At 72.3% G+C, this 23,876-nt stretch carries 27 protein-coding genes; 17 read left to right on the forward strand and 10 right to left on the reverse strand.

Going from position 1 to position 23,876, the window contains the following annotated elements; translation table 11 throughout:
* Nucleotides 1-161 precede the first annotated feature (161 nt).
* Entirely contained in the window at nucleotides 162-881 is a 720-nt protein-coding gene (locus FBZ33_RS12140) for a spermidine synthase (protein ID WP_141909115.1), read from the reverse strand.
* A 127-nt stretch (nucleotides 882-1,008) separates the two neighbouring features.
* On the opposite strand from FBZ33_RS12140, the gene eccB reads away from it, so the two are divergent.
* Nucleotides 1,009-2,394, forward strand: a complete 1,386-nt coding sequence (eccB, locus tag FBZ33_RS12145; RefSeq protein ID WP_141909116.1) for a type VII secretion protein EccB — start codon at nucleotides 1,009-1,011, stop codon at nucleotides 2,392-2,394.
* A 129-nt stretch (nucleotides 2,395-2,523) separates the two neighbouring features.
* Here eccB and FBZ33_RS12150 read toward each other — a convergent pair whose 3' ends face one another.
* From FBZ33_RS12150 to FBZ33_RS12165, 4 genes are read right to left on the reverse strand one after another with little or no spacing between them, the layout of a single operon-like run.
* Nucleotides 2,524-3,129: a bifunctional 2-polyprenyl-6-hydroxyphenol methylase/3-demethylubiquinol 3-O-methyltransferase UbiG gene (locus FBZ33_RS12150; protein WP_088947842.1), complete on the reverse strand. Its 606-nt coding sequence runs from the start codon at nucleotides 3,127-3,129 to the stop codon at nucleotides 2,524-2,526.
* Between the two features lie 54 nt (nucleotides 3,130-3,183).
* Nucleotides 3,184-4,050 (reverse strand): carbohydrate ABC transporter permease, encoded by an 867-nt coding sequence (locus FBZ33_RS12155; protein WP_099852729.1) that lies wholly within the window; start codon nucleotides 4,048-4,050, stop codon nucleotides 3,184-3,186.
* The gene (locus FBZ33_RS12160; protein WP_141909117.1) at nucleotides 4,050-5,006 is read right to left on the reverse strand and encodes a carbohydrate ABC transporter permease; all 957 of its coding nucleotides are present in this window, start codon (nucleotides 5,004-5,006) and stop codon (nucleotides 4,050-4,052) included. The genes FBZ33_RS12155 and FBZ33_RS12160 overlap by 1 nt, the downstream gene beginning before the upstream one ends.
* Nucleotides 5,003-6,397: an ABC transporter substrate-binding protein gene (locus FBZ33_RS12165; RefSeq protein ID WP_141909118.1), complete on the reverse strand. Its 1,395-nt coding sequence runs from the start codon at nucleotides 6,395-6,397 to the stop codon at nucleotides 5,003-5,005. The genes FBZ33_RS12160 and FBZ33_RS12165 overlap by 4 nt, the downstream gene beginning before the upstream one ends.
* Nucleotides 6,398-6,512: 115 nt before the next feature.
* Between FBZ33_RS12165 and FBZ33_RS12170 the strand changes: the two genes are divergently transcribed.
* Genes FBZ33_RS12170 through FBZ33_RS12190 form a run of 5 tightly spaced genes read left to right on the forward strand, consistent with a single transcriptional unit; the run spans nucleotide 6,513 to nucleotide 10,778 of the window.
* Nucleotides 6,513-7,550 carry a zinc-binding alcohol dehydrogenase gene (locus FBZ33_RS12170; RefSeq protein ID WP_088947846.1) on the forward strand — a complete coding sequence of 346 codons (1,038 nt, stop codon included), beginning with the start codon at nucleotides 6,513-6,515 and terminating at the stop codon, nucleotides 7,548-7,550.
* Nucleotides 7,551-8,372 carry a sugar phosphate isomerase/epimerase family protein gene (locus FBZ33_RS12175; RefSeq protein ID WP_141909119.1) on the forward strand — a complete coding sequence of 274 codons (822 nt, stop codon included), beginning with the start codon at nucleotides 7,551-7,553 and terminating at the stop codon, nucleotides 8,370-8,372.
* Complete coding sequence (locus tag FBZ33_RS12180; RefSeq protein ID WP_370453004.1) at nucleotides 8,369-9,742, forward strand: hypothetical protein; 1,374 nt, start codon at nucleotides 8,369-8,371, stop codon at nucleotides 9,740-9,742. Before FBZ33_RS12175 ends, FBZ33_RS12180 begins: the two co-directional genes overlap by 4 nt.
* 55 nt (nucleotides 9,743-9,797) lie before the next feature.
* Nucleotides 9,798-10,196, forward strand: a complete 399-nt coding sequence (locus tag FBZ33_RS12185; protein ID WP_099852749.1) for an NUDIX domain-containing protein — start codon at nucleotides 9,798-9,800, stop codon at nucleotides 10,194-10,196.
* A 42-nt stretch (nucleotides 10,197-10,238) separates the two neighbouring features.
* Nucleotides 10,239-10,778 (forward strand): DUF2267 domain-containing protein, encoded by a 540-nt coding sequence (locus FBZ33_RS12190; protein WP_185755279.1) that lies wholly within the window; start codon nucleotides 10,239-10,241, stop codon nucleotides 10,776-10,778.
* Nucleotides 10,779-10,864: 86 nt separating this feature from the next.
* Here the strand turns inward: FBZ33_RS12190 and FBZ33_RS12195 are convergent, their stop codons facing one another.
* On the reverse strand, nucleotides 10,865-12,166 hold the full coding sequence (locus FBZ33_RS12195; RefSeq protein ID WP_141909121.1) for a hypothetical protein: 1,302 nt from the start codon (nucleotides 12,164-12,166) through the stop codon (nucleotides 10,865-10,867).
* 26 nt (nucleotides 12,167-12,192) lie between these two features.
* Complete coding sequence (locus FBZ33_RS12200) at nucleotides 12,193-12,708, reverse strand: NUDIX hydrolase (protein WP_141909122.1); 516 nt, start codon at nucleotides 12,706-12,708, stop codon at nucleotides 12,193-12,195.
* A gap of 51 nt (nucleotides 12,709-12,759) precedes the next feature.
* On the opposite strand from FBZ33_RS12200, the gene FBZ33_RS12205 reads away from it, so the two are divergent.
* Nucleotides 12,760-13,251 (forward strand): type II toxin-antitoxin system PemK/MazF family toxin, encoded by a 492-nt coding sequence (locus FBZ33_RS12205; RefSeq protein ID WP_141909123.1) that lies wholly within the window; start codon nucleotides 12,760-12,762, stop codon nucleotides 13,249-13,251.
* A gap of 159 nt (nucleotides 13,252-13,410) precedes the next feature.
* On the opposite strand, the gene FBZ33_RS12210 is transcribed toward FBZ33_RS12205, so the two are convergent.
* Complete coding sequence (locus FBZ33_RS12210) at nucleotides 13,411-14,061, reverse strand: flavodoxin family protein (RefSeq protein ID WP_088951688.1); 651 nt, start codon at nucleotides 14,059-14,061, stop codon at nucleotides 13,411-13,413.
* Between the two features lie 95 nt (nucleotides 14,062-14,156).
* Between FBZ33_RS12210 and FBZ33_RS12215 the strand changes: the two genes are divergently transcribed.
* The 4 genes from FBZ33_RS12215 (at nucleotide 14,157) to rox (ending at nucleotide 17,632) form a co-directional block, all read left to right on the forward strand.
* Entirely contained in the window at nucleotides 14,157-14,501 is a 345-nt protein-coding gene (locus tag FBZ33_RS12215) for a helix-turn-helix transcriptional regulator (RefSeq protein WP_088947850.1), read from the forward strand.
* On the forward strand, nucleotides 14,485-14,958 hold the full coding sequence (locus FBZ33_RS12220; protein WP_088947851.1) for an SRPBCC family protein: 474 nt from the start codon (nucleotides 14,485-14,487) through the stop codon (nucleotides 14,956-14,958). Before FBZ33_RS12215 ends, FBZ33_RS12220 begins: the two co-directional genes overlap by 17 nt.
* A 61-nt stretch (nucleotides 14,959-15,019) precedes the next feature.
* A complete protein-coding gene (locus tag FBZ33_RS12225) occupies nucleotides 15,020-16,042 on the forward strand; it encodes a phosphotransferase (protein ID WP_185755280.1) in 1,023 nt (340 codons plus the stop codon).
* A 162-nt stretch (nucleotides 16,043-16,204) separates the two neighbouring features.
* Entirely contained in the window at nucleotides 16,205-17,632 is a 1,428-nt protein-coding gene (rox, locus tag FBZ33_RS12230; protein ID WP_141909125.1) for a rifampin monooxygenase, read from the forward strand.
* Between the two features lie 4 nt (nucleotides 17,633-17,636).
* Here rox and FBZ33_RS12235 read toward each other — a convergent pair whose 3' ends face one another.
* Entirely contained in the window at nucleotides 17,637-18,287 is a 651-nt protein-coding gene (locus tag FBZ33_RS12235) for a GGDEF domain-containing protein (RefSeq protein WP_088951690.1), read from the reverse strand.
* Between the two features lie 264 nt (nucleotides 18,288-18,551).
* Between FBZ33_RS12235 and FBZ33_RS12240 the strand changes: the two genes are divergently transcribed.
* The 3 genes from FBZ33_RS12240 (at nucleotide 18,552) to FBZ33_RS12250 (ending at nucleotide 20,777) form a co-directional block, all read left to right on the forward strand.
* Entirely contained in the window at nucleotides 18,552-18,791 is a 240-nt protein-coding gene (locus FBZ33_RS12240; RefSeq protein ID WP_088947853.1) for a DUF397 domain-containing protein, read from the forward strand.
* A gap of 145 nt (nucleotides 18,792-18,936) precedes the next feature.
* A complete protein-coding gene (locus FBZ33_RS12245) occupies nucleotides 18,937-19,818 on the forward strand; it encodes a helix-turn-helix domain-containing protein (RefSeq protein ID WP_370453082.1) in 882 nt (293 codons plus the stop codon).
* A gap of 68 nt (nucleotides 19,819-19,886) precedes the next feature.
* Nucleotides 19,887-20,777: an SAM-dependent methyltransferase gene (locus FBZ33_RS12250; RefSeq protein WP_141909127.1), complete on the forward strand. Its 891-nt coding sequence runs from the start codon at nucleotides 19,887-19,889 to the stop codon at nucleotides 20,775-20,777.
* Between the two features lie 41 nt (nucleotides 20,778-20,818).
* On the opposite strand, the gene FBZ33_RS33360 is transcribed toward FBZ33_RS12250, so the two are convergent.
* Nucleotides 20,819-21,055 carry a helix-turn-helix domain-containing protein gene (locus tag FBZ33_RS33360; RefSeq protein WP_255508826.1) on the reverse strand — a complete coding sequence of 79 codons (237 nt, stop codon included), beginning with the start codon at nucleotides 21,053-21,055 and terminating at the stop codon, nucleotides 20,819-20,821.
* Between the two features lie 8 nt (nucleotides 21,056-21,063).
* Between FBZ33_RS33360 and FBZ33_RS12260 the strand changes: the two genes are divergently transcribed.
* The 3 genes from FBZ33_RS12260 (at nucleotide 21,064) to FBZ33_RS12270 (ending at nucleotide 23,866) form a co-directional block, all read left to right on the forward strand.
* Nucleotides 21,064-22,107, forward strand: a complete 1,044-nt coding sequence (locus FBZ33_RS12260; protein ID WP_255508827.1) for a LacI family DNA-binding transcriptional regulator — start codon at nucleotides 21,064-21,066, stop codon at nucleotides 22,105-22,107.
* 2 nt (nucleotides 22,108-22,109) lie between these two features.
* A complete protein-coding gene (locus tag FBZ33_RS12265) occupies nucleotides 22,110-22,313 on the forward strand; it encodes a hypothetical protein (RefSeq protein ID WP_172862020.1) in 204 nt (67 codons plus the stop codon).
* A 110-nt stretch (nucleotides 22,314-22,423) separates the two neighbouring features.
* Entirely contained in the window at nucleotides 22,424-23,866 is a 1,443-nt protein-coding gene (locus tag FBZ33_RS12270) for a serine/threonine-protein kinase (RefSeq protein ID WP_255508828.1), read from the forward strand.
* Nucleotides 23,867-23,876: the final 10 nt, after the last annotated feature.

The following is a 23,876-nucleotide window of genomic DNA, read 5'->3' on the forward strand; positions in this document are numbered from 1 at the left end:
ACCTCCCGTAACCGGCCGCGCCTGGTGCGGCGGGCCCGGGTTCAGGTTCCCCGTCCGGCCGACACCATGCCGATTGATCGACTCGGGTTCTTTCAGGCCAGGGTTTCCGGGGCGCGGAGACACCCCGACTCTCGGAAACCCGAGTCGATCAAGGATCGAGCTCAGCCGCCGGCGCGCGCCACGTACACGGTGTTGGCCGACTCACCACCGGTCAACGGGTTGGCGAACGGCACGACGTGCGCCCGCACGTCCACGAACACCTCGGTGAGCGCCGCGGTGAACTCGGCGTCCGGCGGGTCGTCCGACCAGAGCGCGAAGACCCCCTCCGGGCGCAGCAGCGCGGCCAGCCGGCGCAGACCGGCCGGCGGGTAGAACGCGGCATGGCTGGGGTGCAGGACGTTGCGCGGGGAATGGTCGACGTCGAGCAGCACCGCGTCGAACCGCCGCCCGGGCACCTCGGCGTCGAAGCCGACGTCACCGGCCACCGCCGCGAAGAAGTCGGCCTGCACGAACCGCGTCCGCGGATCCTCGGCGAGGCCCGCCGCGAACGGCAGCAGCCCCTGCCGGTGCCAGTCGATCACGTCCTCGATCGCCTCCACCACGAACAGCGAACGCACCCGGGGGTCGCCCAGTGCCGCGCAGGCGGTGTATCCCAGCCCGAGACCGCCGACCACCACGTCGACCGAGTCACCGGGCACCTCGGCGAGACCGAGCCGGGCCAGCTCGATCTCCGCGACGGGGAAGAGGCTGGACATCAGGTACTCGTCGTCGAGCTTGACCTCGTACACCTCGACCTGAAGTGCCGGGTCCCGGCGTCGACGCAGGCTGATCGCGCCGATCGGCGTCTCCCGCCAGGCCAGTTCCTCGAAACGCGCGCCCACGGGTGGCCCTCTCGCCGTCGTTTTCGTCCCCGGATGGTACCGGTTGCCCCGTGCCGGCCACGCAGGGAACACGGAACATCGACGGAACGCATATCCTGTGCCCGGCCGATCCGTCGGAAGGGACCTGATGCCGTCGCGGCAGGACCAGCTGCACTCCTACCAGTTCAGCGTCCAACGGGCGGTCGCCGCCCTGGTCATGCGGGAGACCGACCCCGCGCAGTCGCCGTTTCGGCGGCTGGCCGGCGCGGGTCTGGCCAGCGTCCTGGTCGCGGCGATCGGGCTCGGTGGCTCGGCGCTCTACGGGCTGTTCGCCGGTGGCGGCAAGGGCTGGCGCGACCCGGGCGCGGTGATCGTGGAGAAGGAGTCCGGCGCCCGGTTCGTCTATCGCGAGCAGAAGCTGCACCCGGTGCTCAACTACGCCTCCGCGCTGCTCATCGTCGGTGCGGACCGGTCGAAGACCGTGCTGGTCTCCCGCCGCACGATCGACGGTGTGCCGCGCGGGCTGCCGCTGGGCATCGCGGACGCGCCTGATTCGCTGCCCGCCCCCGGCCGGCTGGCCAACGGGGGGTGGACGGTCTGCTCGACCGTCCCGGCCGGCGCGGGCAACGAGGCGCCCCGCTCGGCCCTGCTGATCGGCACCGAGCCCGACGGCGGTCGGCCGCTGGGCGATGAGGCGCTGCTGCTGCGCCACCCCGACGGCGGGTTGCACCTCGTCTGGCACCAACGGCGATATCTCGTGCGTGATCCGAGCCGGGTGCTGGCCGCGCTCGCCACCACCCGGGCGCAGGCGGTGCCGGTGGCGCCCGCCCTGCTCAACTCGCTGCCGGCCGGCACCGACCTCGCCCCGCTCGACCTGCCCGGGCTGGGCCGTCCCGCCAGCGGCGTGCCGGGCACCACCGTCGGCACGGTCTACCTGGTGAGCAACTCCGGCGGCGGCCGGCAGTACGCGGTGGCGCTCGACGCCGGGTTGGCCGGCATCACCGAGTTGCAGGCGGGGTTGTTGCTGGCCCGCACCGGGCAGGGCGAGCCGGTGCCGATGACCCTGGGTCAGTTCGCCGCGCTGCCCACGGTGCCCGATCTCGCCCCGACCGGCCCGAACGCCCCACCACCGAGCCCGCCCCGGCTCGCCGCGGGCAGCGACGGGGCCCTCTGCACCCGGGTCGCCGACGACGGCGGGGTTGGTGAGGTGCGGTGGGGCGTACCGCTGCGGGACCTGACGGCCGCTCCCCGCACCGCGCCGACCGGCGGCGCGGTGCTGGCCGACCACGTGTTGGTGGAGCCGGGTCGTGGCGCGGTGGTCGAGGCCGCCGCGGCGCCCGGTGCGACCGGCGGCGCGGTTTCCGTGGTCACGGACCTGGGAAGACGGTACGTGTTGGCCGACCGGGAGGTGCTCGCGATGCTCGGCTACCGCAGTGTCCGACCGTTGCGGTTGCCGGCCGGCCTGGTCAGCCTGGTGCCCGCCGGCGCGACCCTGGACCCGGCCGCCGCGCGGGCCGTCGCCGCCCCCGACTGATCCCCCAAACCCCGCCCCCCGGGCCGCCGGGCCGCCAGGGCGGCGGTGATCAAGAGGTTTGCGTCAAAAAACGGCGCGAGCCTGACGCAAACCTCTTGATCACCGAAGAGCGACGCGCGGCAGACGGTGTCAGTCGGCCGGACGGCGCAGGACGCTGACCGCGAACGGCGCGTCGTCGCGCCACGGGCGCAGGTCCCAGGTGGCGAAGCGGTGCTCCACGCGCAGCCCGGCGGCCACGGCGTCGGCGTCGAACGCGGTCAGGGGATAACCGCGTTCGGTGCCGAAGCCCACTGTCAGCACACCGTCGGGGCGCAGGTGCGCGGCGACCCGGCGCAGCACCTCCGGTTCGGTGCCGACGGCGACGAAGGCGAGGACGTTGCCGGCCAGCACCGCCGCGTCGAACGGCTCGGCCTCACCCAGCGCCGGTAGGTCCAGCTCGGCCAGGTCGGCGACCAGCCACGTCGGGCCGGGATAGTCGGCGCTGGCCGCCGCCACCAGCGCGGGGTCGGCGTCCACCCCCACCACTGTGTGCCCACGCTCGGCCAGCGCGGCGCCGACCCGGCCGGTGCCGCTGCCGGCGTCGAGGATCCGTGAGCCGGGCGCGACCAGAGTGTCCACCAGGCGGGCCTCTCCGGCCAGGTCCGCGCCCTCGGCCGCGAGCTTGCGGAACCGGTCGATATACCACTGCGAGTGCTCGGGACCGGTGTCGGTCGCCCAGCGGGTCGGGTTGGCCATGAGGCCACCGTAACCGGGCCGGTGGGGGAGCGGCGGGGGACCCGGAGGAGACGATCATCCCTTCTCCGCGCCGCTGGTCAGCCCCTCGGTGAGCAGGCGTTCGCTGGCGAAGAACAGGATCACGATCGGCAGGGTGAGCACGACCGACCCGGCCATGAGCACCGTCTTGGGGACCTCCACACCGTCGGCGAGCAGGGACAACCCCAGCGACACCGTCCACCGGTCGGGCTTGTCGACCAGGAACAGCAGGGCGAAGAGGAACTCGTTCCAGGCGATCATGAAGTCGTAGAGCGCGACCGCCATGACCGACGGCATGGCCAGCGGCAGGCTGACCCGGCGGATGATGCCCAGCCGGCCGGCGCCGTCGATGGCGGCGGACTCCTCCAGACTGACCGGGATGGTCTCGAAGTAGTTCTTCAGCATGTAGACCGAGACCGGCAGTGTCTGCGAGATGTAGACGAGCACCAGGCCGAACAGCGAGCCGCGCAGCCCGGCGAGGCTGAACACCACGAACAGCGGGATCGCGATGACGATCGACGGGAACAGGTAGACCGCCAGGAACAGGAAGTCGACCTGCCGCCGGCCGAAGAACCGCAGCCGGGCCACCGCGTACGCGCCGGGAATCGCGACGAGCAGCGTGAGCACGGTCGCCGCGACGGCGACGAGGCCGCTGTTGCGGATGAAGGTGAGGAAGCCCTGGCCGCCGTCGTCGGTGGCCTTGAGCACCTCGGCGTACGTGGCGACGGTCAGCTCACCGAAGCCGACCACCAGCGCGCCCGGGTCGAGCAGCAGCCGCTCGATCGGGCGCACCGAGAGCACCAGCATGTAGTAGAAGGGAAAGACGGTGACCACCAGGAACGCGGCGATCACCAGTCGGCGCAGCCAGCGCAGGCTCACCGTCTCGACCACGTCCCGGTCCATCAGCTCACCCTCCTTCCGAAGAAGCGCAGGTAGATCAGCACGAACACGATGAGCACCACGGCCAGCACGACCGCCTGCGCGGCCGCGGCGCCGATGTCGGTACGCGCGGTGAGGAACTCGTACACCCGCACGCTGACCACCTCGGTGCCCGCCGCGCCGCCGGTGAGCAGGTAGACGTCGTCGAACTTGTTGAACGTCATGATGAAGCGCAGCACGCCCAGCAGGGCGATCACCGGCAGCAGTTGGGGCAGCAGGATGTGCCGGAACCGTTGGGTGGGGGTGGCTCCGTCGACCCGGGCGGCCTCCTCCAGCTCACCGGGCACCGCCTGGAGCCGGGCCAGCAGGAACAGGAAGGCGAACGGGAAGTAGCGCCACGCCTCGAACACGATCACCGTGGTCAGGGCGGTCGACTCCTGGGACAGAAACGGCACCGGCGCGTCCCAGCCGAGCAGGCGCTGGCCCCACGCGTTGACGATGCCGAGCTGCGGGTCGAGCATCACCTGCCAGACGAAGGTCACCGCGACCACCGGCGCCACGTACGGCAGCAGCATGGACGCCCGGACCAGGGTGCGACCCCGGAACGGCCGGCGGACCACCAGGGCGGCCACCAGGCCGAGCACAATCGACCCGACGGTGCCGCCGACGCTGTAGATCAGCGTCACCCACAGCGTCTCGGCGAAGCCGGGGGTGTGCAGCACCCGGTCGATGTTGTCCATGGTGAAGTCGCCGAACAGACCGGTCTTGCGCAGCGTGGCGAGCCGGACCCGTTGGAAGGCGAGCACCACGGTCCACACGATCGGGATGCCGATGACCGCGATCGTGACGAGCAGGGTCGGTGCGACCAGCGCGAGCCCGGCCCGGGATTCGCGGCGGCGCAGGGTCAGTGGTCGGCGCCGGGGTGGCTCCGGCCGCTCCCGGGTGGGGGAGCGGCCGGGGCCGGGCGCGGTGGTCGTCAATTGACGCCCGCCTTGATCGCGTCGACGTCCTTCTTGGCGCGGTTGGCGGTGGCCGTCGCGTCGGACTTGCCAGAGACGAGGTCACCCAGCACCTTCGGCACCGGCAGCTCCCCGAGCATGGCACCGACCAGCTTGCCCTGCCCCTGGCTGAGGCCCCACCGCCCGAACGTGTCCGGGCTGCGGCGCAGCGTGGCCAGCACCTCGTCGCCGTACACGTCGGCGAGGGGCTTCTTGGCGTCCACGCCGGCCTGGCTGGTGTTCCACCGGGTCAGGTACGCCTCCGGCTCGGCCGGTGTGCCCTTGCGGACCGGGAAGCGGCCCTCGGGGGACATGCCGAACCAGCTCGGGTAGCCGTCACTGAGGATGTACTCCACGAAGGACTTCGCCGGGTCGGCCGCCGCGCCGTCCAGCACGGCCCAGGAGCTGATCTCGCCGTACTGGGCCGGCTCGGTGCCGTTCGGGCCCTTGATCGCGGTGACGAAGCCGCTGTTCTTCGCGAGGAACCCCGGGTCGGCCTGGCACTGCGGGCAGGTCGGCTTGGCGTCGTTACGCAGCCCGGCCAGCTCGTCGAGGATGAACGGAGACCAGATCACCATGGCCGCCTTGCCGGCGAAGTAGGTGGCCCGGGTGGTGTCCACGTCCTGCGCGCCCTTCACCGAGCTGGTGCGGATCAGGTCGCCATAGAAGCGGAACGCCTCGACGCACTGGGGCGAATCCAGGGTGACCTTGCCCGAGTCGTCGCTGAGCTGGCAGCCGTTGGCCAGCGCCAGGTGTTCGAAGGTCTGCTGGGTGAACACGTCGCTGGGGGCGGTCGCCGCGGTGATCCCGGCGACGCCGCCGGTGTTCAGTCTCGCCGCGGCGGCGGTGATCCGCTCGTACGTGTCGGGGGCGGGCAAGCCGGCCGCGGCGAACAGGTCCTTGCGGTAGACGAGCAGTTGGCCCCAGCCGTCGCTGGGCACGGAAAGCTGCTTGCCGTCGTCGGAGGTGAGCTCCAGCGCCCGCGGTGAGAACGTCTGCCTGCCCAGCTTGTCGACGACCTCCGCGTTCGCCGAGGCGTGCAGCAGCTCGTTGCCGGCGAGCGTACGGATGCCGGCGAGGGAGACCGAACCCACCACGTCGGGCAGGTCACCGGCGGCGGCGTTGGCGGCGATCAGGGAGGGGAACTGGTCCTCGTTGACGGTCACCAGGTCGACCTGGATCCCGGTCTTCGCGGTGAAGTCGGCGACGATCGCCTTGGTGGCGGTGACCCGGTCGGCGACGTCCTCCAGGCTCCAGACGGTGATCTTCTTGCTGCTGCTGTCCGATTCGTCGTCTCCGCAGGCCAGCAGGGTGGACGCTGTCAGTGCCATGATCAGGGTGGTGGCGAGTATCCGCCTCGGAGGTGCTGACATCGGTGGCACTCCTCTCGAAGGGTACATGAGGGATCCAACACCTTCGATTGATCAATAGCAAGACATATGGCTATTTTTTGCTATCCTGGAACCCAGTGCTACCGGGATGTGACACATGGGCAACTGGGTGGTCTCTCTCGCCGGGCCTCGACGGATCAGCCTCGAGCCCTGCCCCCCGGATCCGCTCGGCCCCGGCCAGGTCCGGGTCCGCACCTCCTACTCGGGCATCTCCGCCGGCACCGAGCTGACCCTCTACCGGGGCAGCAATCCCCGGCTCAGCAAGGACTGGGACGACGCCGCCCGGATGTTCGTCCCCCGGCAGACCCCGGTGCCCTACCCGCTGATCGGCTTCGGCTACGAGGAGGTCGGCGAGGTCGTCGAGGTGGCGCCGGATGTCACCGACCGCCACCCCGGGCAACTCGTCTGGGGCATCTGGGGGCACCGGGCCGAGGCTGTGCTCGCCGCCGAGGCGGTGAATCCGCTCCCCGCCGGGTTGGACCCGCTCGCCGCGGTCTTCGCCCGCCCCGGGGCCATCGCGCTGACCGCCGTGCTCGCCGGTGACCTGCACCTCGGCGACTGGGTCGCCGTCTTCGGGCAGGGCGTCATCGGGCTGCTCGCCACCCGACTCGCCGTGCTCTCCGGCGCCCGGGTGGTGGCCGTCGACCCGGTGCCCGGCCGGTTGGAGCACGCCGCCCGGTACGGCGCGCGAACCACTGTGGACGTCCGCGCCGAATCCGCCGCCGCCGTGCTGCGGCGGGCCACCGACGGCCGGGGCGCGGACGTCTGCCTGGAGTTGTCCGGGGCGTACCCGGCGTTGCACGAGGCGATCCGATCCACCGCACACGCCGGTCGGGTCGTGGCCGCCGGCTTCTACCAGGGCCAGGCCGACGCGCTCGGCCTCGGCGAGGAGTTCCACCACAACCGCATCCAGTTGGTGGCCGCCCAGGTCTCCGGGCCCACCCCCGCGCCGAGCATGGCCGGGCGGTGGACCGGTGACCGGGTCGCGCAGACCTTCATGGACCTGGTGGCCGAACACAGCGTCGATCCGTTGCCGCTGGTCAGCCACATCGTCGACGCCAGCGCGGTCGCCGACGCCCTCGCGCTGCTCGACCGCGGCGCCGGTGACGTCCTCCAAGTGGTGCTGAGGTTCTAGATGACCACCATCGCGCTGGCCTGCCAGGAGCAACTCCTGCCGGGCACCAACCTGATCCAGAAGTACGCCCTCGCGGCCGCCCTCGGCTACCAGGGCATCGAGCTACGCGGACGCGGTGACCTCGCATTCGCCCGTCGCCTGCCCGAGCTGCGCCGCGCCCGCGCCGCCGGGGTGGTGATGCCCACCGTCTGCGTCGAGATGGACCACTTCATCGGCGACTTCGACCCCGCCCGGTCCGCCGACGCCGTGCGCAACCTGCGCTCCCAACTGTCGGTCATCGGCGAGCTGGGCGGCATCGGCGTGATGACACCGGCCGCCTGGGGCATGTTCTCCCGGCGGCTGCCGCCGTTCGAGCCGCCGCGCCCGCCGGCCGGTGACCGACAGGTCCTCCTCGACGCCCTGGGCGAGCTGGGCGAGCACGCCCGGGCCGAGGGGGTCACCCTCTTCCTCGAACCCCTCAACCGGTACGAGGACCACATGGTCAACCGTCTCGACGAGGCGGTGGCGCTCTGCGCCGCTGTCGGGTTGCCGTCGGTCCGGGTGGTCGCGGACACCTTCCACATGAACATCGAGGAGGACGACATGCACCGCGCGTTGCGCGCCGCCGCGCCCTACCTCGGTCACGTGCAGGTCAGCGACTCCAACCGCTACCAGCCGGGCGCGGGGCACCTGGACTGGCCGGCGCTGGTGCGTACGCTGCTGGAGCTGGACTACCGAGGGTGGCTCGCGCTGGAGTGCCGGCTGCGCGGCGACCCGGTTCGGGCCCTGCAACAGGCCGCCACAGTGCTGCGTCACGCCCTGCCCCGGCGGGCCGCCGCGTGACCGCCGGTGCCGGGCCGACGCGCGTCGGCGTGACCGCCCACCTCGACACCGTCCGCACGGGTGGGCCGGCCGACGTGGCCGGGCTGCGCCGACTCGCTGTCGACACGCTCGACGCCAACTGGGAGCACGACCACACAGTGCCCTCCCGCACGCTCTACCCGCACCAGTGGAGCTGGGACTCGGCGTTCATCGCGATCGGGCTGGCCCAGATTCGTCCCGACCGGGCCTGGCGGGAGCTGACGAGCCTGTTCCGGGCCCAGTGGGCCGACGGACGGGTGCCGCACATCGTGTTCAACCCGGCGTTGCGGGTCGGCGCGTACTTCCCGGGGCCGGAGATGTGGCGCTCGGCGAACGCCCAGGGCACTCCTGACGTGGACACGTCCGGCCTGGTCCAGCCGCCGGTGCACGCGCTCGCCGCGTTGCTCGCGTACCGGCGGGCACCCGACCCGGCCGGGATGGCCGCCCTGCGTCAGCTCTATCCCGCACTGGTCGCCCAGCAGCGTTACCTGGCCGACCGGCGGGACGTGGCCGGCGACGGGCTGGTCTGCATCGTGCACCCGTGGGAGTCCGGTCTGGACAACAGCCCCGCCTGGGACGAGCCGATGGCCGCGGTCGGAGCCGAGGCCGCGGTGATGCGCGCGTACCGTCGGCATGACACCGCGCACGCCGACGCCGCGCACCGCCCCACGGACCTGGACTACGCGCGTTACCTGGCGATCGTCGCCGCCTACCGCGGCCACGGCTACGCCGACCGGAGTCTGGCCGACGGCCATCCGTTCCTCGTGGAGTGCCCGCTGTTCAACGCGGCGTTCGGGGCGGCCGAGCACGCCCTGGCCGAGATCGCCGCGCTCATCGGCCACGACCCCGGGCCGCACCGGGCCCGTGCGTCCCGGATCACCGAAGCCCTGGTACGCAGGCTGTACGACCCGGACACCGGCACGTTCCAGCCCCGCGACCTGCGCACCGACCGGCTGGTCAGCGCCCGTACCGTGCTCGGCCTGACGCCGCTGATCCTGCCCGACCTGCCGACCCGGCAGGCCGATGCGCTGGTCGTCGAGGCCCGCTCGGCGCGCTTCGGGGTGGCCCGGCACATGGAGCGGCCGTTGCCCACCCACGACCGCACCGCGCCCGACTTCGAGCCGCTGCGCTACTGGCGCGGCCCGAGCTGGCTGAACACCGGCTGGCTGATCCGGCGCGGGCTGCTCGCGCACGGGCACCCGGAGCTGGCCGCCGGGCTGCGCCGCTCGATGATCGGTCTGGTCGCCGGGGCCGGCTGCCACGAGTACTTCCATCCGGACACCGGCGTCGGGTTGGGCTCACCGGCGTTCAGCTGGACCGCCGCGCTGCTGCTCGACCTGCTGGCCGAGTGAGTGTCTGGCGGGCCCCGGCTGGTAGCGTGCCCGGTCTTCGACCGGAAGGGGCGGCGTGCCCGAGATCGACAAGGTGGCCTGGATCCTCATCGAGGACGGGCGGGTGCTGAGCACCCGGTCCGTGGGCAAGGACGTCTGGTATCTGCCGGGTGGCAAGCGGGAGCCGGGTGAGACCGACCTGGAGACCCTGCGCCGGGAGATCGACGAGGAGTTGAGCGTCGACGTGGACGTACGCGACGCGGTGCACCTGGGCACCTTCACCGCTGCGGCACACGGCCACGCGGGCGGCACCACAGTGCGGATGACCTGCTACCGGGCCGGATATCAGGGGCGGTTGCGCCCGGCCAGCGAGATCGCGGAGATGGACTGGCTGGGTTATGCCGACCGGCACCGCACCTCGCCGGTCGACCAGATCATCTTCGATCACCTGCTGGCCGAGGGCCTGCTGCGCTGACGGCGCAGTTTGCCGACGCCGGCCGGGGGTAACCGCCCGGGCGTGACCGACGGCGACGGGTTTCCGTACTTCATCGACGCGGTGTCCCGGCGTTCCGGCCTGCCGAGCGAACAGGCCGCCGCGCTCGCCCGCGCCGTCCTCCAGACGATGGCCGAGCGGGTGACCGGCGACGCGCCCGACGACCTGGTGGGGCACCTTCCGGACGAGGTCGGCGGCTACCTGACCGGCCGCGCGCCGGACGAGCCCGGAACCGCCGGTCCCGCGCCGGACGCGGTCGGGACGGTTGGTCCTGCCCCGGGGCGGGGTGGGGTCGCCGGCCCGGGCCTGGACGGGCCGGACACCGGGCTGGGCCTGGATGTCGGCGGCACCGCCGTTCCGCCGCCTACGGACGCCGGTCCGGCGGAGTTCCTTCGTCGGGTGGGACGGCGTGCCGCGGTGGATCCGGCGACCGCCCGGGCCGGAACCGGGGCGGTCTTCGCGACCCTGCGTGAGGCGATGACCGTACGAGAGTTCCGGGAGATGGTGGCGAGACTGTCGCGCGACGACGAGGGCGGGGCCGCGCCCGAACGGCTCGGGCCCTGACCCTTCCCGTGCCCGTCCGGCCGGGTCCGGGGAAGATTGACTCGGGTTCCTTGAAGTCGGGGTATCAGGGACGGCAGCTGTTCTGTTCACCGGTCGGCGGCGTCGGCCTCGGGCAGCTCTTCGGGCTCGGTGACCCAGGCGGAGAAGACCGGCACCCCGTGCCACGGCCCGGTGACACCGTCCGCCCGGGTGTCGGTGGCGACGGCCACCACGGCGTACGGGTGGCCGAACCGCAGCTCGGCGGTGCGGGCGACGCCCTCGGGCGGCAGGCTGACCAGCCCGACCATGCCGGTGATGGCCGCCGCCTCGAAGCCGTACCGGCCGAACCGGGCCATCGCCACCTGACGCGCGTCGAAGTTCTCGATCCGCAGGTGCAGCATTCCCGCCAGCGTCGTGGACGCGGCCGCGAAGCCGAGCGCCGGGGCGGTCAGGTCATGCTCACTGTGGGCAGACCAGCAGGGTAGGACGGCGTTGTGGCGCTCCTCGCGGCCGTCGCGCGCCCGGGTCCGCACCCGCTCCTCGCGTACCGTCCACAGCGGAGCATCACCGAGTGGCAGGTCGAACAGGGACCGGGCGCCGGCCGGTTGCGCGCCGTCGGCCGCGCCGACACTGAGGTCGTACGCGACGGCCAGCACCTCGCTCGACGGCACCTGCGGGTCGGCCGCCACAGAGAGGACCACAAGCCCGGCACCGTCGGTCGTCTGGGCAGGGGCGGCGTGCACGATCACGTCACCGAGCCGCTCGGTGGACACGATGGCACAGCGGTGACCATGGTTCGGGCTGCGCAACGCCCGTCGTAGCCCGCGCGCCCACGGGCTGCCAGCACCGAGCGCGCCGGCGTCGGCGACGTCGAACGGGGTCGCCCAGGACACCCGGGTGGCCAGCGCGCTGGCCAGGGCGAAGACCACGTTCGGGCTGACCTTCAGGGGAAACGTGTCGATCAGGCCGTCGGTGTGCTCGCGCGCCCAGGCGTCCAGACCGGCCTGATCGGGCAGCTCACCGACGTCGGTCGTCCTGGGCAGCGCGGCCCGCCACGCGGCCGAACCGCCGTCACCCCGCCCCGCTCGGCGCCAGAGCGCGGTGGCGGACCTGACCAGCGGATGCGGCGCGTCCAGCAGCACGCGGGCGACCTCGGCCGCGCTGGCCAGGTCGGTGCCCAAGGCGTGAGCCAGGTCCTCGGCGGCCGGGCCGTCGGCGCTCGGGCCCTCGCCGGCCGCGTCCTCGGCGGCCGGGTTGGATTCGGCCGGCTCGGTGTCGGCCGGCTCGGTGGCGCAGACCGCGAGCAGCAGCCAGGCCCCGAGCGGGGAGGCGACGTGGTGCCGGTCGCCGACCGTGGCGTGCAGCCGTGCGGCATACGCGGAGAGCGGCCCGTGCAGATCGGTGGTCATGCCCCCACTCTGCCCGCCGACCCGGCTCACGACCACAGCTCGAACGGCTCGTCGATCTCCTCGCCGGCGAGGAAGGCGGTGATCAGCCGGGGGAGCTGCCCGGGATAGAACCGTTCCGAGCTCGCGATCACCTCCGGCAGCGGCCACCAGCGGAAGGCGAAGTAGTCCTCCAACTCGTAGTCGAGCCGGTGCGCCTCGTCCACGTCGGGACCAGCACCGGCGAGCCGTACGCTGACGACGACCTCATCCTGGACGTGCCGCAGCTGGCGGTGCAGGAAACTCGCCCGTCGGCGCCAGGTCGGTGCGCCGACCTGGTCGGCGGTGACCAGGATGCCGGTCTCCTCGTGCAGCTCCCGCACCGCCGTGTCGAGGTAGGTCTCTCCGGGATCCATGCCGCCGCCGGGCAGCTCCCACCAGGTGCCCAGCCTGGGGTGGTCAGGGTCGCGGGTGTGGAACAGCAACACCCGATGCAAGCCGTCGGTGACCACCACCCGCACCGCGCGTCGTTCCAGGATCGGCAGGTCGCGAGGCAGCTCGTCCATCGGGCCAGTCTGTCGCACCGACCGCTCGGGGCGGCGGGTAGGCTGCCCGCCGTGGCTGGTCTGTTGAGGAATGTCGCGGCTCGCATCTCCCGGGTAGGCGCGGCGATTCCGTCGCCTCGGCGCACCGGGCCGGCCCCCGCGCAGGTGGCCCGCCGCCGCCAGGTGAGCGCGTTGCAGCGTCGGGAGCTGACCTACGCTCCGGAGCGCGACGGCCAGGCCGACCCGGGCGAGATCGTCTGGACGTGGGTGCCGTACGAGGACGACCCCCGCCAGGGCAAGGACCGGCCGGTGCTGGTCGTCGGACGGCACAGCCGGACGCTGTTCGGGCTGATGCTGTCCAGTCAGAGCGAGCGGGACGGGCAGCGGCACTGGTTCGCGCTCGGGCCGGGCGAGTGGGATCGGGACAACCGGCCGAGCTGGGTCCGGTTGGACCGGGTGCTCACCATGCGTGAGGACAGCATCCGCCGCGAGGGCGCCGTGCTGGACCGGCCCCGGTTCGACCGGGTCGGGCAGGCGCTGCGCGCCGGCTACGGCTGGCGCTGACCCGCACACCTGTAGAGCTGCCCCACGGGTGGGGCGTCTGGGCGGTGCCCTGCGGCCCGATGGTCGCTGCGCTGCGAGCTGCCCCATTACCGGGGCAGCTCTACAGCGACGCAGGTAGGCGTCCGGGGTCAGGAACCGGCGCGGACCTGACCGACGTGGTCAGGCCGACTCGCGGCTCGGGCCGACCGCGGCGCCCTTCGCGTCCGGCGGCGGGTACGGCCGGTCGGCGAGCAGCCGCGCCAGGTGTGCGGTGTTGAGCGCCAGCGCCTTCGTGGTGCGACCGGTGGTGTCGGGCTTGGGGCCGGCGTCGCGGTAGTCCACCTTGTGCAGTGCCTCACCCACCCAGTAGGTCGCTGCGGCGGCGGCGAGGGTGAACCCGACCTCGTTGAGCGCCTGCTGCACCTGCCCGATGGTGTGGTGCGCGCCGTCCTCGTTGCCGACGACGGCCACGCCGGCAACCTTGCCGTAGGTGAGCAGCCGGCCCTCGTCGTCGGTCTCGGAGAGTTCGGCGTCGAGACGTTCGAGGACCATCTTGCAGACGCTGGACGGTTGGCCGAGCCAGATCGGCGTGGCGATGATGAGCACCTGCGCCGCCAGCAGCTTGGCGCGGATCGCCGGCCAGCCGTCGCCGTCGCCCTCGTCGGTGGACACGCCGAAGCGCACATCGTGGTCCACCACCCGGACCAGTTCGCCCTCCACGCCCTGGGCGGCCAACTCGTCGAGCACCTCCCGACCGAGCTGTTCGGAGCTGGACGGGCCCGGTGACGGCTTGAGGGTGCAGTTGAGCACGAGGGCGCGGATGGTCGCCACGTCGAGTTCCTTTCGGCCGAGTTGCTTGCCCATACCCGTACGGCGCCCGTATATTCAACCAACGAGTTGATTAGCCGACAGGTTGAAAGCGGCATATGACAACAGATCCCGTCAGCGCGGTGTTCGCCGCACTCGCTGATCCCACCCGCCGGGCCATCCTGGCCCGGCTCGCAACCGGCGAGGCGACGGTCAACGAGCTGGCGGCGCCGTTCCCGATCAGCCTCCAAGCGATCTCCAAGCACCTCGCGGTGCTGGAGCGCGCGGGGCTGATCGTGCGGACCCGTGAGGCGCAGTGGCGTCGTTGCCGGCTCGACCCGGCGCCGCTGCGGACGCTCGCCGAGTGGGTCGACCAGTACCGCCGACTCTGGGACGACCGTTACGACACCTTGGACGACTACCTACGCGACCTGAAGGAGACCCGCCATGAACAATCTCCCTGACCTCACGATCGACCTGCCGTCCGATCGGGAGGTCACCCTCACCCGGTCCTTCGACGCCCCACGCGAGCTGGTCTACGCCGCGCACACCCAGGCCGAGCACCTCAAGCACTGGTGGGGGCGGGGCAACCCGCTGGACGTCGAGATCGATTTCCGGGTGGGCGGCCACTACCGCTGCGTCGAGCACGCCCAGGACGGCAACGACTACGCCTTCCGCGGTGAATACCGGGAGATCGTCGTGCCGGAGCGGATCGTGCAGACCTTCGAGTTCGAGGGCATGCCCGGCCAGGTGGCGGTGGAGACGCTGGTCTTCACCGAGCAGGACGGGCGCACCACCATCACGAGCAGCACCCGCTTCGACACCACGGCGCAGCGCGACGGCATGATCGACTCCGGGATGGCCCAGGGGGCAGCCGAGTCGTACGCAGCGCTGGACCGGTATCTCGCCACACTGCGCTGACTCCGCCCACGCCCCCGGTTATGCAGTGGGCTGGTGGGCCGCCCGGTGGGATGGTGTCCGCGTGAGCGAGGACATCACGCGGCAGGTGGCCGAGCGGATCCACACTGGCTTCGGCCTGCACCTGTCCTCACTGGAACGGGTGACCCACGGCGCGGACCAGCGCGCCCGACTGTGGCTGGCCCACAGCGTCGACGGCTCCCGGTACGCGGTCAAACTGAGCGGTGGCGGCACCCCAGCCGGCCTGGCCGTGACGGCGTACCTGGCCGGCCAGGGGGTGGTGGGCATCGCCGCACCGATGCTTACCCGGGACGGGCGGCTGTCCGTCGACCACGACGGCCACCGCCTCTCGGTGGTGCCCTGGGTCTCCGATCAGCGGGCGCTCGACGGCCCGATGACCGACGCGCACTGGCGCGCGTACGGCGAGGTGCTGGCTGCCGTGCACGCGGTGCCCGTGACCGACGAGGTGCGACGACTGTTGCCGGCGGGCGGCGCGGCGTACCCCTCGATCGTGGCCGGGACCCGCGCGGTGGCCGAGCGGCTGCGCGATCCGGACCCGGACGACCTCGCCGGGCCGCTGGCCGCGGAGCTGGCGGGCGTGTGGTCCGGGGTGGCCGACCGGGTGGTCACACTGACCCGTGAGGTCGAGCGCCTCGCCGTCGATGAGCGCGCCCGGCCCGGCCCGGCCGTCGTCTGCCACGGCGACCCGCACCTGGGCAATCTGCTGCTCGGCCCGGACGGGCAGGTCTGGTTGATCGACTGGGACGACGTGGTGCTCGCCCCGCCCGAGTGTGACCTGATGTTCGTGCTCGGTGGGGTGCTCGCCTTCGCGCCGATCAGCACCCGTCAGCAGAAGGCCGTTCTCGCCGGCTACGGCCCGGCCGACATCGACCCGGCCCGCCTGGCGTGGTTCCTCGCGGTCCGCGCGCTCGACGACCTCAGCGACTGGACCCGCCAGGCGCTGGACCCGGACGCCGGGACGGCCGACCGGGATCGGGCGGCGCGCGTCGTGCGGGGGTTGGTGTCGCCGGTCGGTCTGGTCACCCTCGCCGACGCGGCGCTGCGCGATCTCGACCGGCGGCGTTGACCGAAAGACCCGACCGCCCGCGACGGGAAACAACAAAGGCAAGGAGCTCATGCGCTCCTTGCCACCTCCAACATATATCGCACCCGGGGCCTTGTGGCAAGACCCGGGTCGTGCCGCAGAATCACCACCCTGAGCCCAAAGCTGGGAAAATCGGGGGATTTCATGATCGATGTGATCATTGCCGGCGGTGGGCCGACCGGCCTGATGCTGGCCAGCGAGTTGCGACTGCACGGGGTGCAGGTGCTCGTGGTGGAGAGGGAGACCGAGCCGACCCCGTACGTCCGTGCGCTCGGGCTGCACGCGCGCAGCATCGAGGTGATGGATCAGCGTGGCCTGTTGGAGCGGTTCCTCGCGCTCGGCCAGCAGCACCCGGTCGGTGGCTTCTTCGCCGCCATTCCCAAGCCGTCGCCGAGCGGGCTGGACACCGCCCATCCGTACGTCCTCGGCATCCCGCAGACCACGACGGACCGCCTGCTGGGCGAGCACGCCGCCGACGTCGGCGTGGAGATCCGGCGCGGCTGCGAACTGGTCGGTCTCAGCCAGGACGACGACGGGGTGACAGTGGGGTTGGCCGACGGCGGGCAGCTGCGGTCGCGCTATCTCGTCGGCTGCGACGGTGGCCGCAGCACCGTGCGCAAACTGCTCGGCGTCGGCTTTCCCGGTGAGCCCAGCAGGGTCGAGTCCCTGTTGGGCGAGATGGAGGTGGGCGTAGCACCGGAGACGGTGGCCGAGGTGGTGGCCGAGGTGCGCAGGACGCACCTGCGGTTCGGTCTCGGGCCGCTGGGCGACGGGGTGTACCGCGTCCTGGTTCCCGCCGAGGGGGTGGTCGAGGATCGCTCGGTACCGCCGACCATCGAGGAGTTCAAGCGACAACTGCTGGCGTACGCGGGCACCGACTTCGGCGTGCACTCACCGCGCTGGCTCTCCCGCTTCGGCGACGCCACCCGGCTGGCCGAGCGCTACCGGACCGGCCGGGTGCTGCTGGCCGGCGACGCGGCGCACATCCACCCGCCAACCGGCGGGCAGGGGCTCAACCTCGGCATCCAGGACGCGTTCAACCTCGGGTGGAAACTGGCCGCCGCCGTCAACGGCTGGGCGCCGGACGGGCTGCTGGACAGCTACCACACCGAACGGCACCCGGTGGCCGCCGACGTCCTGAACAACACCCGCGCGCAGATGCTGCTGCTGTCGCCCGAGCCGGGACCCCGGTCGGTGCGTCAACTGTTGTCGGAGTTGTTGGACTTCGAGGACGTCAACCGGTACCTGATCGAGAAGGTCACCGCGATCGGGGTCCGCTACGACTTCGGCGAGGGCCACGAGATGCTCGGCCGCCACCTGCGCGACGTACGGCTCAAGCAGGGACGCCTCTACGAGCTGATGCGAGGGGGCCGCGGACTGCTGCTCGACCAGACCGGCCGGCTCTCCGTCGCCGGGTGGGCGGACCGGGTCGACCACGTCGTCGACGTCAGCGAGGAACTGGACGTGCCCGCCGTGCTCCTGCGGCCGGACGGCCACGTGGCGTGGGTGGGCGACGACCAGACGGAGCTGCTCGGCCAGCTGCCCAGATGGTTCGGCGCAGCCGCTGGCTGAACGGTCAGAGCTCGGTCAGCCAGGCGCTGTCGACCAGTTGCCGGGGTGACCGGGCACCGCCGAGGCTCTTCGCCTGGTACATGGCGGCGTCGGCGCGGCTGAGCGCGTCGGTGAGCTGGGCCGGGCCGGACACCGGGGCGAGCCCGACGGACGCGGTGACACGGACGCTGCACCCGTTGAGCCGGATCGGCGCGGCGACGGTCTCGGCAAGTCGGCGGGTGGAGTGCTCGATCCAGCGCCGGTCGACTGTGGGGCTGGAGAGCAGCCCGGCGAACTCGTCGCCACCGAGGCGGGCGACGAGGTTGTCCCCGGCGAAACCGGCGAGCCGGTCGGCCACACTGATCAGCACCTGGTCGCCGGCGGCGTGCCCGTACCGGTCGTTGATCTGCTTGAAGTCGTCCAGGTCGAGCACCACGGCGATCAACGGCTGACCGGCCGCGTCGGTGAGCAGGGTGGCCGCCAGGCGGTAGAAGGCGCGCCGGTTGGGCAGCCCGGTGAGTGGGTCGTGACTCGCGGCGTGCCGCTCGGCGGCGAGCTCGGCCTGAAGGTGATCGATCTCGGCCTCGGCGCGCACCGCCCGTCGGCGTAGTTGCCAGGAGGAGAGCAGGGCGCCGGCCGCGCAGATCCCGGAGGCGACACTCATCGGATCCGGCACGAACCCTCCCATCCCCGCGACCGCCTCCAGCCTCCGGTCGACACGTCACACCGCGTCGGGCCCACTTTTGCCTGATGGTTGCCCCTACGGGGGTAACTCAACGTGAACGGATGGGCACCGATCATGTGCGTTATCATGCTCGCCGTCCGATGCAGATGCAATAGCAGATGCACGTGCAGAACTGTCCGAAGTCGATACCGCACCCCTCGCCGTCACCGCTCCTCCCACGGCCACCGGCGGGCTCGTGAGCAGAAAGACGCCTCCATGCATCAGCCACCCAATGGCGTACCGATCCATCAGTTGCCTCCGCTGAGCTGGCAGAAGAGCCGCCGCAGCAACCCCAGCGGCAACTGCGTCGAACTCGCCGAGCTGCCCGGGGGAGCGGGCATCGCGGTCCGCAACTCACGGCACCCGGAGGGCCCGGCGCTGATCTACACAGTGGACGAAATCGCCGCCTTCGTTCTCGGAGCGCGCGACGGGGATTTTGACCACCTGATCAACTGACCGTCCCGCGTGAGCCGTCCCGGCGACGGGACTGAATCACCGGTGCGGAGGAGTTCATCTCACTGTCGGTCCATGGCATGCTTACACGTCGGCCGGGCCAGGTACCCGGTCACGGGGGTTGGTGTCCGGAGGTCCGCACGTGACGATGGTTCCCGCCGAGGGTGGCCCGACAACCGGGCCGACAGTGCTGCGCATGCTGCTCGGTGCCCAGCTGCGCCGTCTGCGGGAGTCCAGCGGGGTGACCCGGGAGGGCGCCGGCTGGGAGATCCGTTCCTCTGAGTCGAAGATCAGTCGGATGGAGCTGGGTCGGGTCGGCTTCAAGGAACGCGACGTCTCCGACCTGCTCACCCTCTACGGCGTCACCGAGGAGAACGAGCGTGACGCGCTGCTCAAGCTCGCCCGCGACGCCAACAGCCCCGGCTGGTGGCACCGCTACGGCGACGTGTTGCCGACCTGGTTCCAGTCGTACCTGGGCCTGGAGGCCGCGGCCGCGCTGATCCGCACCTACGAGGTGCAGTTCGTCCCCGGCCTGTTGCAGACCGGGGACTACGCCCGCGCTGTCGTGCTGCTCGGGCACGGCGCGGCAGGTCCGGACGAGATCGAGCGCCGCGTCGCTCTGCGGATGCAGCGTCAGCAGTTGCTCCACCGGGAAAACCCACCGCAGCTCTGGGCCGTCGTGGACGAGGCAGCCCTACGGCGCCCGATCGGCGGCCCCGCGGTCATGCGCGGCCAGCTCACCGCTCTCATCGAGGCGACCAAGTCACCCAACATCCGGCTCCAGGTCATCCCGTTCGCCGCCGGTGGTCACGCCGCCGCCGGGGGAGCCTTCACCATCCTGCGCTTCGGCGACCAGGAGCTGCCCGACATCGTCTACATCGAACAGCTCACCAGCGCCATCTACCTCGACAAGCGCGACGACCTCGACTACTACGCGGTGGCCATGGAACGGCTCTGCGTCGAGGCCGAGCCGCCGGAGCGTACGCCGGACATTCTCGGCCGGTTGCTGGACGAGCTCTACCCGGCGTGACCGCTGCCTGGGGCGGCGGCTCGGTGCAGGCGGCTCGGGGCGGTGCAGGTCGCTCGGGTGGCACTAGCATGGTCGGCGACCGGCGACAGTGGACGGACGTCATCGCGGAGGCAGCTGTGACCACCGAGGCCTCGGGCCCAACGGCCGGCTCGCCTAGCGACCGGATCGACACCACTGTGGCCCACCCCGCCCGCCGCTACAACTACTGGCTGGGCGGCAAGGACAACTTCCAGGCCGACCGTGAGTCCGGCGACACGATGGCGGCGGCCTTCCCGACGATCCGCACCGCCGCCCTGGAGAACCGCCGTTTCCTCCAGCGGGCCGTGGGCTTCCTGACCCGCGAGGCCGGCATCCGGCAGTTCCTCGACATCGGCACCGGCATCCCGACCGCCGACAACACCCACGAGGTCGCCCAGGCCATCGCACCGGAGTCCCGGGTCGTCTACGTCGACAACGATCCGATCGTGCTGGCCCACGCCCGCGCTCTGCTGAGCAGCTCACCGCAGGGCGCCACCGCCTACATCGACGCCGACCTGCGCGACCCGGAGCGGATCCTCGCCCACCCGGAGTTGCGACGCACCATCGACCTGTCCCGGCCGGTCGCCCTCATGCTGGTGGCCGTCCTGCACTTCGTGCCCGACGGCGACGACCCGTACGCGCTGGTGCGGCACCTGCTCGACGCGCTGCCGGCGGGCAGCTGGTTGGCCGCCTCGCACGCCACCCACGAGTACCTTCCGCCGGCGGTCGCCGAGCAGGCTCGGGCGGCGGCCAGGGGCGGCGGCCCACACGGGCTGATCAACCTGCGCACCCGGGACGAGTTCAGCCGTTTCTTCGTCGACCTCGACGTGGTGGAGCCGGGCATCACCTCGGTCGCCGAGTGGCGTGCCGAGAACGAGACGCAGCCGCGCCCGTCGGTGGTCGAGGTGAGCATGTACGGCGGCGTCGCCCGCCTGCCCTGACCGCGCGGACCCCCCGCGGGCGGGATTCACCAGCGGGGCGTTCAGCCGGCTGAGGCGTCGTGGCGGGCGCGGGCCGCGTGCACCTCGTCGATGTGCGTCTCGGCCCAGGCCTTGATCGCCCGTTGCACCGGCAGGAGGCTCTCGCCCAGCGGGGTGAGCTGGTAGTCGACCCGGGCCGGCGCGTCGAGCCGACGTATTGACCGATGCCGACCGGTCGGGTTAATCTCTGGATCGATACAGACTGGATCGATACAGAGGGGTGCAGGTGAAGCCAACACTGCAAGCCGTGGCCGACGCCGTGGGCGTCTCCCGCAGCACCGTGTCCAACGCCTACAGCCGCCCCGACCAGCTCTCCGCCGCCCTGCGTGAGCGGATCCTGGAGGCCGCCCAGCAACTCGGGTACCCCGGCCCCAACCCCACCGCGCGCTCCCTGCGCCGGGGCTTCGTCGGGTCGATCGGGGTGCTGTTCACCTCGCAACTGTCGTACGCCTTCACCGACCCGTTCGCGGTGCGCTTCCTCGCCGGGGTCGGCGCGGCGGCCGAGCGGCACGGCACGAGCATGCTGCTGGTGCCGCTGCCGCCGGCCGTGACCGACGCCCGACGGGCGGTGGAGAACGCCGCTGTCGACGGGTTCTGCGTCTACTGCGTCGCCGACGAGGAATGGGCGTTGGACGTCATCCGCCAACGCGGGCTGCCGTTCGTCAGCACGGCCCCCCGCGACAACGCCGGCGCCGACGAACGGTTCGTCGGCATCGACGAGCGGGCCGCCGCGCACAGTGCCGCCGCGCACGTCGCCGGCCTCGGCCACCGCCGGGTGGCGCTGCTCGCCGACTCCGTGCTGCCCGACGCGCCGGCCGGCCCTCTCACCCTGGCCGGGGTCGACCAGGTGCCGCACCCGACCACCCGAGGTCGGCTCACCGGGTTCGCCGACGCCTTCGCCGAGGTCGGCGTCGGCTGGACCGAGCTGACCCTGGTCAACGTCCTCGGCAACAGCCGCCGGGCGGCAGCCGCAGCCATCGCCGGGCTGTTCGACCAACCCGCACCGCCGACCGCCGTGCTGGCCGGCTCCGACGTCCTCGCACTCGGTGTGCTGGACGCCCTGGCCGCGCGGCCGGCCCATGATCGTCCGACCGTCTCGGTGACCGGCTTCGACGACGTCCCCGAGGCCGCCGCGGCCGGCCTCACCACCGTCCGGCAACCGGCCGAGGAAAAGGGCCGGATCGCCGCCGAACTCCTGCTCGACCCGCCTGCGGACGCCGCGGCCGGTCATGTGTTGCTGCCCACCGCACTCGTCGTCCGGGCCTCCACCGGACCTGTCCCGAGGAGCTGACCATGGAACTTCCCACCGGCTACGTCACCGCGCTCGACGCCATGAACCGACACGTCAACTCGGCCCGACCGGACGCCCCGGTCCAGGTCGAACGCCCTCGCCGGGCCCTGCTCGCCCCCACCCGGCAGGCCACCGCCCTCGCTCTGCGCCGGCTCGCCGACCGCATCCAGCCGCGACCGCTGCCCGGCACCGCCCGCTGCTCCTGACCCGCACGAAACCCATTCCGGCATGCACGGGACGAACAGTGTGGGCCCGGACACGGAGGGTGGTCGAGTTGGGCGTGACCAGGCAGACTGGTGAAGCCATGTCGCCCTTCATGCCCACCCTCCGTCTCCACGACCGCTACGTACTGCACGAGCGGATCGGTCTCGGCGGCATGTCCGAGGTGTGGCGGGCCGACGACGATGTGCTCGGCCGGCCCGTCGCCATCAAGGTCCTCGCCGGGCAGCTCGCCGCCGACCCGCAACTGCGGGCCACCATCCAACGCGAGGCCCGCGCGGCCGCCCGGCTGACCCACCCACACGTGACCCAGGTGTACGACTACGCCGAAGCGACCCTGACCGGCGGCGTCGTTGTCCCGTACCTGGTGATGGAACTCGTCGACGGCCACAACCTGGCCGACCGGCTGCGGACCGGGCCACTGCCGTGGCCGGAGGCGGTCCGGGTGGCCGGGCAGATCGCCGCCGCACTGGCCGCCGCGCATCGCATCGGCGTCGTGCACCGCGACGTCAAGCCCGGCAACGTCATGCTGACCGACACCGGCGCCAAGGTGCTCGACTTCGGCATCGCCGCCCTCGGCGGGCTCGACAGTCAGTCCGGCGAGCCGCTGATGGGCACACCCGCCTACTTCGCCCCCGAGCGGCTGACCGCCGGCCCGCCCGACCCGGCCAGCGACATCTACGCCCTCGGCGCGCTGCTCTACCGCACCCTCACCGGGCAGGCGCCGCTGCCCGTGCAGAGCTGGGAGGACGCGCTGGAGGTGCACCGACGCGGCACTCCGGTGCCGCCGCTGCGGGTGCCCGGCCTCCCCGCCGACATCGCCGAGCTGACTCTCGCCTGTCTGGCCGCCAACCCGGCCGACCGGCCGAGCGCCGCGCACCTGGCCCGCCGCTTCGGCGCCGGCCAGCCGGTCGAGCCGCCAACCGAACTGCTGCGGCGTGTCCTCCCGGCGGCTCACCCTCCCACCCTGATCGACCGCTCGGCGGCACGCCCCGCCCCGGTCGCCGCGCCAGCCCGCCGCCGGTCGCGCCGACCCCTCGCCGTGCTGGTCGCAGCCGGCCTCGCCGTGCTGGTCGGCGTCGGCGCCCTGCTCGCCGAAGGTCCCCTCGGCACACCGCGCGCACCCAACTCGCCGCAGGTGGCCGCCCCACCGTCGACCTCCGCCCCCAGGCCCACACCCACGACGCAGTCGCCGACGCCGCCGGCACCCTCCTCGCCCCGACCCAGCGCCAGCACCGCCCCACCGACCGCCGGGCAGCAGGTGCCGGTCAGCCTGCGGGAGGTGACCAGCGGGTTCTCCGCCGTCCTCGCCAACGCGGTGGCCCGCGGTGACGTCGACCGCAGGACCGCCGAAGATCTGCGCGACGACCTGGCCGACGTGAGCCGGCACAGCAGGGACCGGGCCAAGCGCGTCGCCGACCTGCGGGAACGCATCGCCGAGCTGGTGGAACGCGACCGGCTGGCAGCGCAGACGGGCGCCCAACTCGACGCTCTGCTAGCGCAGACCGGCAGCTTCACCACCGGCCGTACGGACGACTGATATCCCCGTC

The sequence above is a fragment of the Micromonospora sp. A202 genome (assembly GCF_006715105.1).
Lineage (GTDB): Bacteria > Actinomycetota > Actinomycetes > Mycobacteriales > Micromonosporaceae > Micromonospora > Micromonospora zamorensis.

Coding starts and splice junctions, on each gene's coding strand:
- FBZ33_RS12155 (WP_099852729.1), bottom strand. CDS start 4,050: ATGGACCGGGACGTGGTCGAGACGGTGAGCCTGCGCTGGCTGCGCCGA.
- FBZ33_RS12175 (WP_141909119.1), top strand. CDS start 7,551: ATGACCACCATCGCGCTGGCCTGCCAGGAGCAACTCCTGCCGGGCACC.
- eccB (WP_141909116.1), top strand. CDS start 1,009: ATGCCGTCGCGGCAGGACCAGCTGCACTCCTACCAGTTCAGCGTCCAA.
- rox (WP_141909125.1), top strand. CDS start 16,205: ATGATCGATGTGATCATTGCCGGCGGTGGGCCGACCGGCCTGATGCTG.
- FBZ33_RS12165 (WP_141909118.1), bottom strand. CDS start 6,397: ATGTCAGCACCTCCGAGGCGGATACTCGCCACCACCCTGATCATGGCA.
- FBZ33_RS12265 (WP_172862020.1), top strand. CDS start 22,110: ATGGAACTTCCCACCGGCTACGTCACCGCGCTCGACGCCATGAACCGA.
- FBZ33_RS12240 (WP_088947853.1), top strand. CDS start 18,552: ATGCATCAGCCACCCAATGGCGTACCGATCCATCAGTTGCCTCCGCTG.
- FBZ33_RS12270 (WP_255508828.1), top strand. CDS start 22,424: ATGCCCACCCTCCGTCTCCACGACCGCTACGTACTGCACGAGCGGATC.
- FBZ33_RS12215 (WP_088947850.1), top strand. CDS start 14,157: ATGACAACAGATCCCGTCAGCGCGGTGTTCGCCGCACTCGCTGATCCC.
- FBZ33_RS12245 (WP_370453082.1), top strand. CDS start 18,937: ATGGTTCCCGCCGAGGGTGGCCCGACAACCGGGCCGACAGTGCTGCGC.
- FBZ33_RS12200 (WP_141909122.1), bottom strand. CDS start 12,708: ATGGACGAGCTGCCTCGCGACCTGCCGATCCTGGAACGACGCGCGGTG.
- FBZ33_RS12150 (WP_088947842.1), bottom strand. CDS start 3,129: ATGGCCAACCCGACCCGCTGGGCGACCGACACCGGTCCCGAGCACTCG.
- FBZ33_RS12170 (WP_088947846.1), top strand. CDS start 6,513: ATGGGCAACTGGGTGGTCTCTCTCGCCGGGCCTCGACGGATCAGCCTC.
- FBZ33_RS12220 (WP_088947851.1), top strand. CDS start 14,485: ATGAACAATCTCCCTGACCTCACGATCGACCTGCCGTCCGATCGGGAG.
- FBZ33_RS12250 (WP_141909127.1), top strand. CDS start 19,887: ATGGTCGGCGACCGGCGACAGTGGACGGACGTCATCGCGGAGGCAGCT.
- FBZ33_RS12195 (WP_141909121.1), bottom strand. CDS start 12,166: ATGACCACCGATCTGCACGGGCCGCTCTCCGCGTATGCCGCACGGCTG.